The following is a 15,269-nucleotide window of genomic DNA, read 5'->3' as shown; positions in this document are numbered from 1 at the left end:
TCCCTCATGCCCACACACGGGCCTGCGCCTGGACCGCGCTCGTGCTGCCCTTGACGGACCAGACCAGGATTTCATCGATCTCGAAGCGTTCACCTGTATTCATGCCGACAGAAGTGCCGATATAGACGGTGTCAATGGTCGTTGTGGGTGCAGTCGCGTCCGAGACAGGCGTGCTGCCATTGACGGCGATGCGCCGCCCGGCCGTATCCCAGGCCATGCAGACTCCCTCCTCCGCTGTCGTGCCCGCCGTGATGCTCCGCCCGGAGTTCAGACTCGACGCCGCCATGTACATGCGCACCGTGCCCGCACTCTCGACGCGGGCGATGTGGGCTGCTGAGGTGTTAAGGATGCTCGTCGACGTGGTCGATGTGGCGTGACTGAGCTTCCCGCGAAGCGCGGTCGTGATCGGCCCGTTTGTGGACACCAACGCGGTGGCTGCAGCGCTCCAGGCATTGACATCTGTCGTGCGGGTAACAGCTCCACCGCCCGTCGTTGTGGTGATGTAGCTGGTGGCGATCCCGCCGGCTTCGACCTGGAGCCGCGTGACCGTCCCGGAGACCGTCACCGTGAGCGATCCGGCGGTGCAGGTGACGGTGAGAGAAACCTTGTCGTTGGTGCCGGTGCCGGTCAGGGTGCCGGTCGCGGCCCCAGACAGGATGACCGAGCCGGTGCCGGTGAGGCTGACCGTATAGGTCTGCGCCGTGACGGTGAGGGTCTGTGTCGCGCTTCCCTGCGCCAGATTGGTCGCAGCGCCCTCCCGCACATCCCGCCGCCTGCCCCCCGAATAGTCATAGGCGACCGCATTGGCCGCCGCCGTACCCCATGTCCCATCCGAGAGCGTGATCGTCTTGGCGGCGCCGGAGCGCGGGAACAGCGTCTCGTGGGTGGTCTCGCTGGCGCTGAGGATCGACTGCTGCCGCACCGCGTCGGACCATAGGGCCGGCGCGGTCGAATCGACCAGAAGCGGCGTCCAAAGATCCGACGTCGGCGACGACGTCGGGCCGGGATAAGAACGCCAGACCTCCGCGACGCTCGCCACGATGTACCGCGCATGCGCTCCGCTGTAGCGGGCCGCTTGAGCCGCGCCGGTGAACGTCCATGTGGCGGTCGTCCCGGTGGCGGTGACGTCGGTCGTGCTGATGATCGCATTGGTGGAGGCATCGCGGTTGACGACGCGATAGGTCTTCCCCGAAGTCGATGCCCACGACACAACGATATCCCAGGCGCCGTCGGCGGCCCATGCCGCCGTGACGCTGGATGGTGCGGAGGGCCGCCCGGCAAGCGTGCTGCTGTCGAAGCTATAGGCCCCCGCCGGCCCGGCGCCGCTGGCATAGATCCGCGTGACGGAGACACTGACATAGCCTCCGGGCGCGCCGTAGGCGGTGATCTGGTCCGCCGTCGCGAAGGTCCAGGAGGCGGTGCTGCTGCTGGCGACGACCGTGGACGTGCTCATGGCCGCGCCCGTCTCCACATTGTAATTCGTGACCTCATAGGTGGCGCCAGACGTCGCATCCCAACTCACCACCACGTCCCATGAGCTGCCGATTGCGGCAGAAAAACCGGTGGGCGCCGCCGGCAGGCCGGACATGGTGCTTGGGTCGATGATGAGGGATGTCGAGAGCCCGTGCACGTCATCGTCGATCACCTTGTAGGCCACGATGTAGGCAATGACTCCGGAGTATCCGGAACCATAGATTACCTGCTGTTCCGCAAGGGTGAAGTCCCAATACCCCACGCCACCAGTGACCGTGATGGTCTCGGTCCCGATGGTCTCATTCGTGTTGATGTTGACGTTGATGACCTCGTAATCGTCCCCATTTGTTCCTGGCCACGTCACGATTTCATCATAGCCGTCGAGGCTGGCAGTCAAAACCGGGGCCGGCGTCTGCGTCCATTCCGGAGGCGATCCGATCCGATCGAGAGGCGTCGAAATGGCCCCTGCCAGTTGAGCCGCCGTAGCGTGATAGGTCGTCTCATCGAAATGCAGCCACTGGTACTGCATAGTTCCGGTGTTCGGGTTCTCCCCACTGTCCGGGAAATATCCGGAGAACTTTTCAGCACCGGGACACCACGTTCCAACATAAGTATAGGTCTGAGCGGCGGAGATTTCCAACTGTTTCGCCCGGACTTGGGCATATGTGTCCCCGATGACTTCCATCGGGTTCGTGTCATTTGGGTACAGGCTCCAAAACGCACGCTGGATTGGCTGAAGGTAAATCGGGAGGCTGGCGTTGCCGGCGGCCGAGCGAATGCCGGCGAAAATCGCCTGCGTCGCCGACTTGTACCGCGCCAGAGTGGAGGTGCGCCCATCGGGATTTTCATCCGACCCAGCCTCCCACTGCGAAAGATAGATCGCGGAAGCGTCGTTCTCGCCCTGTGCCCAGATGAAGTAATCCAAGGGCACGCCAAGCTCGGTGATGATCGCCGCGGCCTGTGTCAGGCGCGGCCCGGCGGTTCCTCCATCGAGGTCATACCAGTAGTTGACACCGCTTACCGGGTCATCGTCCGCCAGCTTATCGGCAGCGGCGGAACCCCAAGCCATTTGGACTGGGATGACCTCGACATCGCGCAATCCCCAAGATGCGGCGAGAGCCCGCCGCAGAGCCCCCGCCGAGACCAAATCCTTGCGGCCCCCGGTCCCTGAGAGGCTGGTGAAATGCCCCAAAGCCAGGGATTGCCCGCCAAATCCGACCGTCTTCTTGACGATCGCCGCGTTGTTCAGGACAGGCACCCCTGATGCGCTGTTCAGGTGGCTCCCATGGACAGCTTTCCAGGACAGACTGGATGGCGCCCATCCCCAATCCGGGACAGACAACTCAACAGGATAGTCGATCAAGATGTGGCCGGACACGAGCGTCGGAGATGTGACTGAAATGGTCCGCTTGATCGCGCTCCCATTCATGATCTGCACGGAATAAGTGCGGCCGGACGGGTTCTCCGCAGGGACGAACGAAAAGACGATATCGCCCCATGAATTTGATTGCATCAATAGGGATGTCGGAGCCAGAGTATCTATGATCTCCGTCGCATAGTATTTTGCGCTTGGGCCCTGCACCCCTCCGACGACTTGATACACGAGGACGTAAATCGCTCCCGCATGATCCCCGTCATAAACGTCTTCCTGTTCATCCGCGCTGAACAGGAATGAGGCGGTGTCTCCCGTCGACTCGACCGTGCTCGTGCTGATGACAACATTCGTCAGAACGTTCATGTTCTGCACGACATAGGAAAGTCCGACATCTGAAGACCAAGATACCACTATGTCGTCGTTCGACTTCCGGGATGCTCCGAACCCGGATGGCGCCTCGATCAACGTCCACGCCGGCCGGTCCCCGATCCGGTCAAGAGGTGTCGCAATGGCTTCCGCAAGTTCGGCTGCGGCGGTATGGTAGACTGCGCTCTTATAGTGAATCCAGCCGACGTTGCTCGTCTCCTGCACATAGCCGTCAATGGTCTCCACCCCCGGCGTCCAAGTGCCGATGCGCACCGCCTTGTCCGCCACGGCAATGGCCACCTGAGCATCGCGGACCGCCTTGTAATAAGCCCCCCCGACTTCCGGGACGTCAGGCAGATCACCCCACCATCCCCGCCCGATGGTCTGGAGATAGATCGGCAGGTTCGGGTTCGAAGCGGCGGATCGGAGCGCAGAGAAAACCCGTCGCGTCGCCGTGGTGTAGCGAGTCACGGAGGATGTACGCGGGCTGGCATCCGGATCCATCGCCGAAGCGTCGTTTTCTCCCTGAGCCCACACGATGGCCGCGAGAGGCACACCAAGACCATCGATGATCCCGATAGCCTGCGTCAGGCGCGGGCCCGCGACACCTCCATCGACATCCCACCAATAGTTGATTCCGTCCGCCGGGTCGTCGTCCGCCAGTTTATCAGCAGCACTTGACCCCCATGCCATTTGGACGGGGATGACCTCGACGGTGCGGAGCCCGAGTTGAGCAGCGACATTTTGGCGAAGATCCGCGGCAGAAACGAGATCCAGCCGCGCGCTGGCTCCAGAGAGCGTCGTGAAGTGACCGAGCGCATTGGACTGACCGGCGAATGCGATTGCTTTCTTGACGATTGCCGCATTGTCCACCGGGACATCGTCGTTCATCACGGTCTTGACGGTGCCGCCATCCACCCGCACCCGCCACTTCAGATAGGTGGGCGGGAAGCCCCAATCCGGGGCGGACATCTCGACCGGGTAATCCACGAGCACGCGGCCATCCACGCGCGTCGGACTCGACACGGTGATGGTGCGCTTGATCGCGCTCCCGTTCATGATTTCTATGGTATAGGTGTGCCCAGACGGATTCTGGTTCGGGTTGAACGACAGGACGACATCGCCCCACGAGTTCGCGACCATCTCCAGGTCTGTCGGGAAAACCCAGGTGATGGGGTCCGGGCCGGCATCGCTGCTGTCCCCGAGCGCTCCGATCAGCCGGCCGGAAATCGGAATCCACCCATCACGCCAGACCTGGGGTCTCGCCCACACACACACGTCTTGGATACCCCACCCCAGGGCCTCGTTGATGACCATATTGATGCGTGGCCACACGGTCGAAGCGGTGGAGGCCAAAAGGTTGAACCCGCCGAAATACTGAATCTTGTCCAGGGGGTAGTTGAGGTCCCCGGTGCCAGCGGACAAAGTCCGGGAATGGTTCTCCCAATCTCCGTCGATGACCCAATCGTAATCCTCAAGCTGCAAGACATCCCACGCGGGGTAAATCCAAGAGGAAATGGGGAAGTTCAGACGGGTGACAATTTCCGAGGTGGGCGCGAGGATCTGCGGCGTGAACAGGAGCACGTAGCAGGTCGCGGAGCTGTGAACCGCCTTGACCTGGTCCCTCAGCCAGAGGGTCGAATCTCCGAGCTTCTCAGCGAGCCAATCCAGATAGTCCCCATGCACGCCAACAGACCCATAGATGCTCTGGAGGTAGGGCGTGGGGACCGCATTCCCGGTCTCACTCACATAGAGCGCGGTCGTGGTCTCGTCGTAGATGCACGGCCCGCCATCGGTGTAAGTGCCGTCCCACCACCACGGCTCGCCCACCTGATAGCGCACGGAACCCCCGGCATTGTTCAGCGCCGCGCACATCCACAAGGCCACGGATTTCAAGTAATTCATGGCGTCGGAGACGGTCGGGGCGATCAGCGTGGACGGCGGTTCCCAGCCCGTGCGTGCGCCGGCGCCGGTGTAGTCCTTTTGCTGCCACTCCACCGGGCACATGGCCGCAAAAATCTCATAGGACTGCGAGATCACCGGGTCATACCCGGCCTCTACGAGCCGCTCGAACAGGTCGCGGTACCACATGCGCACCGGCGTTGAGACCGGGTGAGATGGATCCACCAGGAAGGATTCCGCAGTGTCGTCCCAGGTCAGTTCGTGGAGATGCGACGCGCCGATATAGATGACATATTGGCCGGAATAACCGAGTTGGAGCAGACCCGTGACAATCCGCTCGGGGGTCAGGGGATAAGCGTCGTCTCCACCATCGCACATGCGCACGGCGTGGCCCGGCGTCGCCAGGAGCCGCTGGATCATGGATGTGTTTTTGCCCGACACCCTCATGTTGGTGACGGTGAAGACCACATCAATCTTCTCGGAGAGAGGGGCAGTGCTGTCCTTGTCATAGGCATCGGGGGCGAAGCCCACGGAAAACTCCGTAATCCGGTGCCAGGGGATGATGACGCGCTGCGCCGCATCGTCCGGGTCAAATCCACCGAGAACTGGAGCGCCTGAAAAATCGATCCGGATATGGCCCGCGTTGATCGTCCCGGATGTCAAGTAATTGGCAAGGCGGATGTAATAGACATCGCCATCATCATCGGTGACGGTCATGGTCAGGCCCGCCGCGCTCGACTTGCTGCCACTGGTCGACCCATCAAGGCCAGTCAATGTGAAATCGAAATCGAGGATGCAGCCTGTGTAATTGGGAGAGGTGTAATAGCCGAGGCCCCTGTGGCTCCATTTGTCCTCTGAAGCCCACTTCAGCCCCACAAGGTCGGAATACGACCGCAGGGTGGCGTAGAGCGTCATCCCATAGGTGCTGGTGGTGATGAGGGCGGCCGATGCCGTCAAGGGCAGGTCGATGGTCCAATAGGCCGGGGCGAAGCGGTCGAGCAGGACTTCGTATTCGGCGTCGTCCACGCACAGGACGCTGTCCGCGTCCACCACCCAGGACCCCGCGTCCAGGCCGCCCACATAGGAGCTGCTGGCATCATACCCGAAAGCAGGGGTGTACTCGATCGAGGGAACGACCGTATGCAGGGTCACGCCGGCCGGCTTGAACTCCACGTAGCGGCCGGCATAAATCGAGAACATGACCATGATCGGCCGGGCGCCGGAAATGCACACGACCATGCTCATGTCCTGGTTGTCCAGGATGAAGGGGAAGCTGTCCGTCGTGCCGTAGAAGTCGAGGATCGCGGCGCGCGCGGTCCCGATGGTCCCGTCCCAGGTGTTGACCTTGATCTTGAGCCGGATCAAAGCCCGGTAGGTGTCGTCATCCAGCTCATAGAGGCCGGTCTCCGGGTCCGTATCCTGCTTCCAAATGCCCTGGTCGAAACCAAGGCCCTCGGAGTCGAACGAAAACCACACCGAGATCAGGCAGGTGGAGATGGTGCGCGACACGCCCACCCAGGCTCCGACCGCGTCAAGCTGCACCCCGACCGCGGTGTCGAGATCGAACGCTTCCGGGAGCGTCTGGAGGAACGATTGAGCCTGAACAGCGGGCTCAACGGTCGCTTCAACAGTCGCGACGAATTTGCTCTTTCCCCGATGCTCCGACGTGATGAGGCCGGAGTAATCCGAGGTCGTGAAGGGGGCGTCGGACATCAGCTCACCGTGATCGCGATATCGGAGGTGGTGCAGGTCGGCGCCTCGTCGAACGCCATGGACAAACTGTCCGTGCCGAGGGTCCCACCCGCGCGGGAGATCCTCAGAGATGTGATTTCGAAAGTCTCGCCATTGCTGGTGTTTGAAAGGTTGGCCGGAACGTAGAGACGCGCGATATACACCTCAGCACCGAAATCCAACCCCGTGATGTAGCTGACAATCGCGGACCGGATCTTGCCGGCGATAGCGCTCGAATATCCAGAAAGCGCTATAATATGGAGGGAAACCTTTACCGTTACATAGGACGGCCTGGAGAACTCCACCCGGTGCGGAACACCGTAAATGTCCGTAACGGTCATGGCAGTCGTGCCATAAGTGCCGCAGCCCGGCCCTTTCTTGGCGTAGATCGTGTCCGCGACGTCTTGAGACACCCCGCCCTCCACCACGACAGCGATGGAATGACCGGGGATGCCGTTGGTATCTTCTCCATCCCCGTCGTTCTCGATCCCCCCGTAGCGGGAGACTCCGTCGAGATCTGCGATCGCCCCAATCAGGCCCCGGAACACGGTCTTGGATGGGATTTCGGTGGATGTCGCCTGCCGGCGCCGCAACGCCGCGTCAGTCTCGACCGCATCCCCCTTGTCGGCGGCTGTCGGATTGGTGACGGTCTGCCAACCACGGGTCGGCGTGCCAATCGTGGTGATGGTCTTCGCGGCTGCTGAAATGGCGCCAGCTTCCGAAGCCGTGGCCGTCACCGTGATCTGTGCGGACGAGGGGATGGTGACCGTCGTGGGCAGCATCCACTTGGTGCCGGCGTCGTCGGTCGCATAGCCGTTCGAGATGATAGTTCCGACTGTCCCACCGAGGAGAAGATCAACCGATGATTTCGAGGCCGATTGCTTGGTGATCCCGTTGATCTTGACCATGCGGGCCAAGCCTTCACCCTGTGCCGTCGCAGGGGAAAATGCCTCGTAAGCGGACACGCACATGGCATTTGCATCATGCAACGCGGTCGCGAGGATGCCGATCCACTGCCCGTCTTGGGAATCCGAGCCAAGATAGATGTCGGACCCATAGATGGACCGGTATTGCTCGACCAGCCACGCCCGGATTTCAGTCAAAGTGGGCGCGGTGATGCCGGTCGAGTCGATGGTGCAGGTGATCGCCATCGTCGCTCCAAACGCAAGCGGGCCGGCGTGAGCCAGCCCAAGAAGACCAAAGGAAGAGAAATGCCGCTCAGAGCGGCGCGGTCACCGTCGTGGCGCCATAGTCGGTCGTGATCGTCGCGGAGACGGTGAAAGACCGTGTGTCCGGATCATAGGTCGAGGAATAGGCATCGAGCGAGGTCACGCCCTCGGTGCCCACGATGCGCTCCCGGAGCGCCGCGTCACGCGTTCCTGACGTGTGCTTGCCGAGGATCTTGGTGTTGTAGGGTGTCCCGTCCGTCGTATCGAGAAACCATTCTCCAAGCCAAAGGGCGAGGCGGGTCTTGACGGCCTGGGCCGGCGCTTCGGGAACATCTTGCCAGAAGTCCGCAGCGCTGTGACCGAAGGTCATGTCCCCCGAAGATGTCAATTTCCGATAGCGCATCAGATCACCGCATAGACCTTGGTGGATGGCCCCGCCTGGGTCAGGACAGGAGACCCACCCTCCCCTCCCAATTGAACCTTGGAGCTGGTGACGATCACCTTCAAATCCCCCTTCTGAAGGGTGGCGGACTCCGTCGTGATGGTCACGGAGGCGTCTTCCACCGTGAGGGAAGCGGTGCCGGACTTGAAGTCGAACACCGTCTTCCCGTCATCCGAGCGGAGCTGGGTGGAGGTTTCCGAGACGTCAGACAGCGCGTTCTTGTCGGACCGGAAGCCGGGGATGCAGAAGGCGTTGGAGAGGTCATGCATCCGGGTGTCGATGATCTGTTGTTCTCCACCGTTCTGCTGCCACACGTCGGGAGATCGGGAGGCCATGACCGCCAGCACCTCGTCGCCCTCTTTCAAAGGAAAGGTGAGGGAGAGGCCGCCGCCGGAGGGGAAGTGGACTTTTACGTCCGGGATCACCGGCTTGAAAATCCACTCCGTCGTGCCGTCCGGCTTGCGGATGATCGACTTGGTGGTCGGCTGGAGATCAGCCGTCTGAGTCTCCCAGTTCATCTTGACGATGGTGCAGGGCTCGGCCGTGTGCAGCTCCGCAAGGCGCGATTCCACGATGGTTTCCACCGCCTCGCGGATGTCTTCGTAGCGTGTTCTGCTGTCCATGTCAAAACCTATTGCGCAATATATCCGGTTACATCTGCGAACGTCTCCTGAGACACTCGCTTTGGAATGAACTTTCCGCTCAGAGGGATTCCGACGATGTCCGAATACCACTCGGTTCCGCGCGTATCCCCGATGTGGGAGAGGAACACGATCTTGTAGAGCCCATCCGCCGCGATGCTATTCTGGAGCCAACTCTGTTGGACTTTTTCAGATTCTGTCGATGTCAATGTGAGTTTGGTCCGCTGGATGCTGGACTCATCGATTTGGACGACGCCGCCGACTTCCAGCCTGGGGTTCAATAGGCAGCGCGCCTCCACCCCACCATCCATGGTCTGGACGGGCATCCCGATCATGCCAGTCCCAGAGTTCAGGACGACTGTGTTGCCGCTCAAAGTCTCACCGTACTTCACGATTTGGAGCTTACCGCCCTTGATCCACCAGGATGCCCCAACAGCTTGGCCGATGGTTCGGAGCTGGTGGCGGACCATGCCGAACATCGCGCGCCCGCGCGGCATCTTCACAGAGCCGAGGTCAGGTATATTCCCAGCGGAGATCCCATATGGCTTCAACGCATCCAGACACGCGTCCACTTGATCCCGGAAAGTATGACCAGATGCGAGCGTTTTGGACATCACCGCATAGGAATAGGCTGTCTGCTCGGTTCTGGCCTGAATGTTGAAATATGTATCAACAGGGGTTTCTCGAGCTGGGCCGCGCTTCTGAACGATCTGGCCATCAAATATGGTTGCAAAATTTCCGTCATACCCAGCTTGTAGCGTAACTTTGGCATATTCATTCTTGCTGATCTTGTTCGCCGTCTCATTGGACAAGTTGGATATGGTGACATCAGCGCGCCATGGTGTTGAACGTGTTGCCATCTCTACATTGAACCTGATCCGCAGATCCGAAACATCAATCGCCTCGCTACCGGTTCCCACATAGAGCCGGCACTGCCGTATCCACTGCCGCGTCATGCCGCCGAAACCCAGTAGAGGTGGGACGTGTCGCCCAGGCTGTCGAAGGTCGGCGCCGCGTCCTGGTCGCCGTCCGTTGCCACATAGAGCGATCCGCCGATGCCGAGGTGCTGGTGCTGCCCCAAAAGGTCGATGCCGGTCACGAGCGGGATGCCGCAGACGAGGGCCGTCCCGCTTTCATCAGCAATGTCCAAGACCCACCCGGCATCGGTCGCGGCGCGCCATTGGAGCGTGAGCTGATAGGCAACGTCGTTTAGGACCACTGAAAACGTCTGATTAGACGCGGGGGTGATGGGGATTTCATAGGTTGCGGCCATGTCGGCTCCCATAGAAAAGCCGCCCGGTGAGGGGCGGCTTGTTTGATTGCTCGAACGTGGTGGCGGGCCTAGGCGGCCTCCACTTTCGTGGGCAGAGGCACCTCGACCCCATAGGCCCTTTCCCATGCGGCGGCATGGTAGGCTTTGACGGTGCCGTAATTCTGGTCCGGCACGTCCAAGGGGCTGAACCCCACTTCGACGGAGACGCGCTTGAGCACGCGCCAGTCGAACTTGCGATCGGGATAGAGCTTCTCCATCCGCTTGACGCTCGCCCATTGGCCGGATCGATCCAGCTCGATTTGCAGATGCTTTATCCGCTTCATCGCCTGCGACGCGGTGTTCATGGCCGTCGCCTCGCGGCGGGCGCCGATCTCAGCCTTTGTGCGCTCTGCGATCTGCCGGGCCTCATACTCAGCCGCCCACGCCCGCGCGGCTGCGGCTGGGTCCGAGAAGTCCGGCATCGAAATGGCGCTCGGCTTCCCCTCCATGCGCTCACGCACGACGGTGTTGCACCACATGTGGAACTTTGGAGAGAGGTACTTCGCGTAGGCAAGGCCGATTTGCCAGTGAGCGAAGGTGGCGCCACCGATCCCACGCCCTCCCTTCTGCGTTTGGATATGGGCCTTGCCCACTTCCAAAGAGCCGGCCACGCACTCGACAAACTCCTTAGTGGCATCGTGTCGGAGCCATTCCGCCGGGCGCTTGCTTTCCGGTTCGCCAGCCGCCTTCCACATATCGGTGAGACACAGCATCTCATCCCGGTCGTGAATCTCGACACCATTGAACGTGAGGGCGGGAACTGCGATATAATGAGTGGTCATCTGGGCAACCTCATTGCCTTGGTGATGAGAGGTGCCGCGCGTTGGAACGCGGCGTTTCGGATTGACGGCGGGGTCCATTGGCCTAGAGAACCGAACCCCGCCGTCGCCGGCTTACTCAGCCGAACCAAATGAGAACATATCAAGAATAGACGCACAGACGCGGCGGCAAGTCGAGGGGCTTCCCCTCTATACTCCGGCCGCCCGCCGCCATTCACAGCCAGCCGAAACGTGGGGGATGGGCGGACCCTGAAGAGTGGTGCCCGGCGGGTCCGCCCATCACCGCGACGCCCGTGTTCGTCGCGGGGTGTTACGCAGTGCTCTATCCAATATGGGGCATATTCACACAGAGCCGAAGAAGAGGCCGGTGAAGGGTCGGGCGATTAACGCATTTCGCCCACAATCCCCATAATTACCATTATCCACAAGCTATAATCACTAGATGCGTGGATAATCAGTTTTTCCCCAGGAGAGGCTTCGCCCACTCGGCACGCTCACGGTGCGTCTTTGTGCCCATGAGCACGCGGCCCCACGATGGGTCTCCACCATAGTGCCGGGTGACGATGTCCGCGAACACGCCTTCCAGAGCCTTTCCGAAGTCGGGTTCCAGGCCCCGCTCAACCCGGACATTCGCGCCCATGATCGCTCGATACAGCTCTCGCGCGAGAGTAAAGCCGAAGGGGAGGTCAGAATCTGGCTGCAACTCGGGCCTGGGGAGAGACCGCCGGTGCGCCTTCACCTTCACGGGCTTCAACTCGCCCTTGAGATAGTCCCGGAACACCCGGACCATCTCCACCGTGATTTCCGCCGCCTTCGGGGTGTCCGACTTGGCGGTGATGTAGATCGCCTGTTCCTCGTTCAGGGAATAGACCGTCGAAGGCCGGCCACCCTTGGAACCGGGTTTATTTCGCATGAAATAAACCTCACCAAACTGTTGCAGCGCCTCGATATGCCGCTTGATAAGCGGCCGGATCATCTGCTTTTGGACGAAGCCCAAAGCCTCAGCAAGGCGGGTATCTTTGACACGCGCCACCCCATTGATCACTTCCAAATCGGAGACGGTGATAAGGGCGCCCATCACATGCCCTCCTTCACCTTGTGAGCCGCGCCGCCGGCCAGAACCGGACGCTTGGGCTCCGCCTCGGCCAGCGCGCCGCCGTGGCGCGGGCCGAGAATGGTCGCCTTCAGCAGCATGAGGGTAATGGTCGCCGCATCTTCGGCGCGGCGGGAAACTGTGTTAGACACATCGGTAGCCTTGGGCATGGGAACGGTCCTTGCCTGGGGTTAGAGCCGGGCGGGGAGATCTGACCTTCCCCTCGGCTCGACAAACTACGTGTAACGGAGTTTATCGCGCTGTGCAACAAACTTCTCGCCGGCCTGGAAGCCGTGGCCCGCTTCCTACAGGACAAGGGAAGCACGTAGCGGTCCGGATGCATCCCGACCTATTGGACCCATTGGAGAAATGGGTTTCTCTCAAGCAAGAGAAACCCACCTTGTCAGAGGCCATCCGCGCCATCGTCCGTGACCGCCTTGTCGCGGATGGGCTGATCCCGGTTAAGCCCGGCTCCGCTCCCGACTGAGATTGGGATATGGTGCGAGGCTCAACCTGTGGGGGAATGGAATGGTTAGGCGGTTCGCGGTTGCAATCTGCGTCATCTTGGCGCTCGGGGGAGCGGCGTGCGGGGCGGATGACCCTGACATCATTGGGACTTGGTCAACGAATTGCCGAAAGCTGCCAATCACTGAGACGTTTCATGTCGACATAGACAGCGTCCAACTCGGAGATCGCCACTGCATCTTCGTTGATTGGAAGAATACCGTAGTGGGCTGGTATTCACCACTCGCGTGTTCAACAGAAGGTCGAATAAGTGCCGGTCATTTTCTCGTACAAAAGAAGGCGCCGACGCAAATTGACGTCGATTTTGACGGGCTGAACGAAACGCTCTCCAAGTGCGACACGCCGCCATCTACCGCTACTGCGGCACCCAAGGATATCAGCGCTCGCCTTAATGGCGATTGGGCGCGGGACCGCAAAGCCTGCGATCTCTATAAGTCGGGAGAATTAGATAAGCCTGGGTACGACACGGCGACGCTAAGCCGATTTGGCGTCGCCACTTTCGAGAACGGCAAGTTTGAAATGTGGGCCAGTCCGATTCGGTGCCAAATATCCCTGAGCGGCAACCTAGAACGCGGGAAATACGACATCTCAGCGCAGTGCCAAGTGAAGGACTATCCGGCACGCCCCGCAACGGGAGCTGTCACCTTCCGCCCATCGGGTACCGCCAATATGGAATTGCACGGCGCCGACTTCGGCCTCATCAAGCTCATCAAGTGCGGCCAGGAATAGAGCCCCCACATCCCGACCTGCCGCCATTCGCGCCTTCGCGGAAGACGGGCTTCATATGCTCGGCAGGGATGACTCCACTCGCGATTGAGCTTGGGCTATGGTGCCCGCCTCATTTGGGGGGGGGGACACTAATGACTCAGGTTTCCGCAGTTTCTGTTTCCGGCGTACTCGGGCACATGAATTCTGACGATGGCCAGCATGCCTTGATCGGGTTCCAAGAGGCCGAAGGCGCCGAATTTGCTCTAGCCATTCCCCATGCGCTCCTGTTGCAGGTCATCAGCTCTATGATCGCAGCTTCAGCGGTGCAGGAGACCCCAGAGGGTGGCGGGATCGTCGCAGTCGAAGCTCTGAAAACGAACCGCTTTTATGTAAATGAGACAACGACCGGGGCGCTTCTGAGATTTTGGCTTTCTGGGGGTGGTGTCATTCCCCTGGAGATTTCGAAGGATGTGGCGCAGCGGCTCGTAGAAGTACTCGGCTCGGTGGTTGGGGTGCCACCCACGGCGTTCGCGTCTCGAACAGACACGCCGCAATAAGCAGCGGAACACGGCGAGTGGGCGCGGGAGCCTGAACGTCCATGTCGTTCTCCTCTTCATGATGGTCCGGGGCTTCCGTTTAAGCCCCGGCTGGTGTTACCGTCCCCGCTCAACCTGTGGGGGAATGGAATGGTTAGGCAGTTCGCGGTTGCAATCTGCGTCATCTTGGCGCTCGGGGGAGCGGCGTGCGGGGCGGAAACCTTTCGCGACCCGCAGAAATACGGAGATTGCCTCGTTGAACGGGGCGTCGTGATCGCTCGAAAGCTGGGGGTTTCCGCTGAACGGGCATCGGAACTGGCAGGCGTACAGTGCAAATTCGTGGGAGACGAGAGAGCCTTTGGTGAAGGCGACTTCGGCGATGGCATAATCTACACCATCGAACAGCGCTTGGCGCAAAGCACAGCCCGGTCACCTAACAACCTCACCGATGCGCAGCGCCGCAAAATCGTCCTGCCAGCTATAAAGCTATCCACGGATTGCATCGCGGCAGAGGCGGCAAAAGACCCTGACATCCTGGACCTGATCCGAGATGGCATTCTCTACCGCCGCACCCCGCTTTATGCAGACCGCTGCCACACTCAACTGGATGCGATGAGCGAAATTTATGACAGAGTTTACGGGACGGGGAAGGGTAAGGAATTCGTCGAAGGCCCATACGGGGCAGACTTACCTCGCGCAGTCACGGAGCGGATCCAATCAGGACGATTCAAGCCTGCCGCCCCCATTGCGACGGGAGCCCCACCTGCAGCGCCCACGCCCACAACCGCACCAGCTTCAGCTTCCACGCCAGTTCCACCCCATTCGAATGCTGCCGGCCCAGGTCGCGGCTTAGAACCCCCAGCCCTGCCAAGTGAACTCATCGCATCAGACTTCGCGATGAAAGATCTACCGCTAATCCACCAGACGTACGGTGATAATCAAGCCCGTTTTGTTAGAGATTACCGGAACAAAACATTTGGTGCCAGCATGTCCGTCCTCGGCATCCGTGAGGCGATGTTTGAGCGTGGGGAGTTCCATGTGGCATTAGGCGAAAAATCAAACATTGATGTGATGTGCAATTCTCTGACGCCGGATACTATGAAGATTATATACTCAATAAATAAAGGCGACAGTGTATACGTAAAGGGGAGGATCGACGATCACACTTTTGGAATGCTCATCTTGCAGGACTGCTCAATTTCTACAAAATAGAGCAT

General features: G+C 60.4%; 12 protein-coding genes. 3 read left to right on the top strand and 9 right to left on the bottom strand.

The window, feature by feature from the left end:
• Positions 1 to 4: 4 nt before the first annotated feature.
• The 9 genes from HUW53_RS11015 to HUW53_RS10975 all read right to left on the bottom strand — a co-directional run bounded on the left by HUW53_RS11015 (position 5) and on the right by HUW53_RS10975 (position 12,453).
• Positions 5 to 6,829, bottom strand: coding sequence for a DUF2612 domain-containing protein (locus tag HUW53_RS11015; protein ID WP_237345813.1), 6,825 nt, complete (start codon positions 6,827 to 6,829; stop codon positions 5 to 7).
• Entirely contained in the window at positions 6,829 to 7,998 is a 1,170-nt protein-coding gene (locus HUW53_RS11010; RefSeq protein WP_237345812.1) for a baseplate J/gp47 family protein, read from the bottom strand. The genes HUW53_RS11015 and HUW53_RS11010 overlap by 1 nt, the downstream gene beginning before the upstream one ends.
• 67 nt (positions 7,999 to 8,065) lie before the next feature.
• A complete protein-coding gene (locus HUW53_RS11005) occupies positions 8,066 to 8,419 on the bottom strand; it encodes a contractile injection system sheath initiator (protein ID WP_474001519.1) in 354 nt (117 codons plus the stop codon).
• Complete coding sequence (locus tag HUW53_RS11000; RefSeq protein ID WP_237345810.1) at positions 8,419 to 9,081, bottom strand: Gp138 family membrane-puncturing spike protein; 663 nt, start codon at positions 9,079 to 9,081, stop codon at positions 8,419 to 8,421. The genes HUW53_RS11005 and HUW53_RS11000 overlap by 1 nt, the downstream gene beginning before the upstream one ends.
• 8 nt (positions 9,082 to 9,089) lie before the next feature.
• Positions 9,090 to 10,055 (bottom strand): phage protein, encoded by a 966-nt coding sequence (locus HUW53_RS10995; protein ID WP_237345809.1) that lies wholly within the window; start codon positions 10,053 to 10,055, stop codon positions 9,090 to 9,092.
• Entirely contained in the window at positions 10,052 to 10,372 is a 321-nt protein-coding gene (locus HUW53_RS10990) for a phage baseplate plug family protein (protein ID WP_237345808.1), read from the bottom strand. Before HUW53_RS10990 ends, HUW53_RS10995 begins: the two co-directional genes overlap by 4 nt.
• Positions 10,373 to 10,440: 68 nt before the next feature.
• Entirely contained in the window at positions 10,441 to 11,193 is a 753-nt protein-coding gene (locus tag HUW53_RS10985) for a KilA-N domain-containing protein (RefSeq protein WP_237345807.1), read from the bottom strand.
• 451 nt (positions 11,194 to 11,644) lie between these two features.
• Positions 11,645 to 12,268, bottom strand: a complete 624-nt coding sequence (locus HUW53_RS10980; protein WP_237345806.1) for a Bro-N domain-containing protein — start codon at positions 12,266 to 12,268, stop codon at positions 11,645 to 11,647.
• On the bottom strand, positions 12,268 to 12,453 hold the full coding sequence (locus HUW53_RS10975) for a hypothetical protein (protein WP_237345805.1): 186 nt from the start codon (positions 12,451 to 12,453) through the stop codon (positions 12,268 to 12,270). The genes HUW53_RS10980 and HUW53_RS10975 overlap by 1 nt, the downstream gene beginning before the upstream one ends.
• Positions 12,454 to 13,012: 559 nt before the next feature.
• On the opposite strand from HUW53_RS10975, the gene HUW53_RS10970 reads away from it, so the two are divergent.
• From HUW53_RS10970 to HUW53_RS10960, 3 genes are all read left to right on the top strand, one after another.
• Positions 13,013 to 13,537, top strand: coding sequence for a hypothetical protein (locus tag HUW53_RS10970; protein WP_237345804.1), 525 nt, complete (start codon positions 13,013 to 13,015; stop codon positions 13,535 to 13,537).
• 131 nt (positions 13,538 to 13,668) lie between these two features.
• A complete protein-coding gene (locus HUW53_RS10965) occupies positions 13,669 to 14,073 on the top strand; it encodes a hypothetical protein (protein WP_237345803.1) in 405 nt (134 codons plus the stop codon).
• A 129-nt stretch (positions 14,074 to 14,202) separates the two neighbouring features.
• Positions 14,203 to 15,264 carry a hypothetical protein gene (locus HUW53_RS10960; protein WP_237345802.1) on the top strand — a complete coding sequence of 354 codons (1,062 nt, stop codon included), beginning with the start codon at positions 14,203 to 14,205 and terminating at the stop codon, positions 15,262 to 15,264.
• Positions 15,265 to 15,269 lie beyond the last annotated feature (5 nt).

Origin of the sequence: Xanthobacter agilis (genome assembly GCF_021730435.1) — a bacterium.
Lineage (GTDB): Bacteria > Pseudomonadota > Alphaproteobacteria > Rhizobiales > Xanthobacteraceae > Xanthobacter > Xanthobacter agilis.
The sequence above is the reverse complement of the archived record's forward strand: the minus strand, read 5'-3'. Positions and strand labels throughout refer to the sequence as shown.

Coding starts and splice junctions, on each gene's coding strand:
- HUW53_RS11015 (WP_237345813.1), bottom strand. CDS start 6,829: ATGTCCGACGCCCCCTTCACGACCTCGGATTACTCCGGCCTCATCACG.
- HUW53_RS11010 (WP_237345812.1), bottom strand. CDS start 7,998: ATGGCGATCACCTGCACCATCGACTCGACCGGCATCACCGCGCCCACT.
- HUW53_RS11005 (WP_474001519.1), bottom strand. CDS start 8,419: ATGCGCTATCGGAAATTGACATCTTCGGGGGACATGACCTTCGGTCAC.
- HUW53_RS11000 (WP_237345810.1), bottom strand. CDS start 9,081: ATGGACAGCAGAACACGCTACGAAGACATCCGCGAGGCGGTGGAAACC.
- HUW53_RS10995 (WP_237345809.1), bottom strand. CDS start 10,055: ATGACGCGGCAGTGGATACGGCAGTGCCGGCTCTATGTGGGAACCGGT.
- HUW53_RS10990 (WP_237345808.1), bottom strand. CDS start 10,372: ATGGCCGCAACCTATGAAATCCCCATCACCCCCGCGTCTAATCAGACG.
- HUW53_RS10985 (WP_237345807.1), bottom strand. CDS start 11,193: ATGACCACTCATTATATCGCAGTTCCCGCCCTCACGTTCAATGGTGTC.
- HUW53_RS10980 (WP_237345806.1), bottom strand. CDS start 12,268: ATGGGCGCCCTTATCACCGTCTCCGATTTGGAAGTGATCAATGGGGTG.
- HUW53_RS10975 (WP_237345805.1), bottom strand. CDS start 12,453: ATGCCCAAGGCTACCGATGTGTCTAACACAGTTTCCCGCCGCGCCGAA.
- HUW53_RS10965 (WP_237345803.1), top strand. CDS start 13,669: ATGACTCAGGTTTCCGCAGTTTCTGTTTCCGGCGTACTCGGGCACATG.
- HUW53_RS10960 (WP_237345802.1), top strand. CDS start 14,203: ATGGTTAGGCAGTTCGCGGTTGCAATCTGCGTCATCTTGGCGCTCGGG.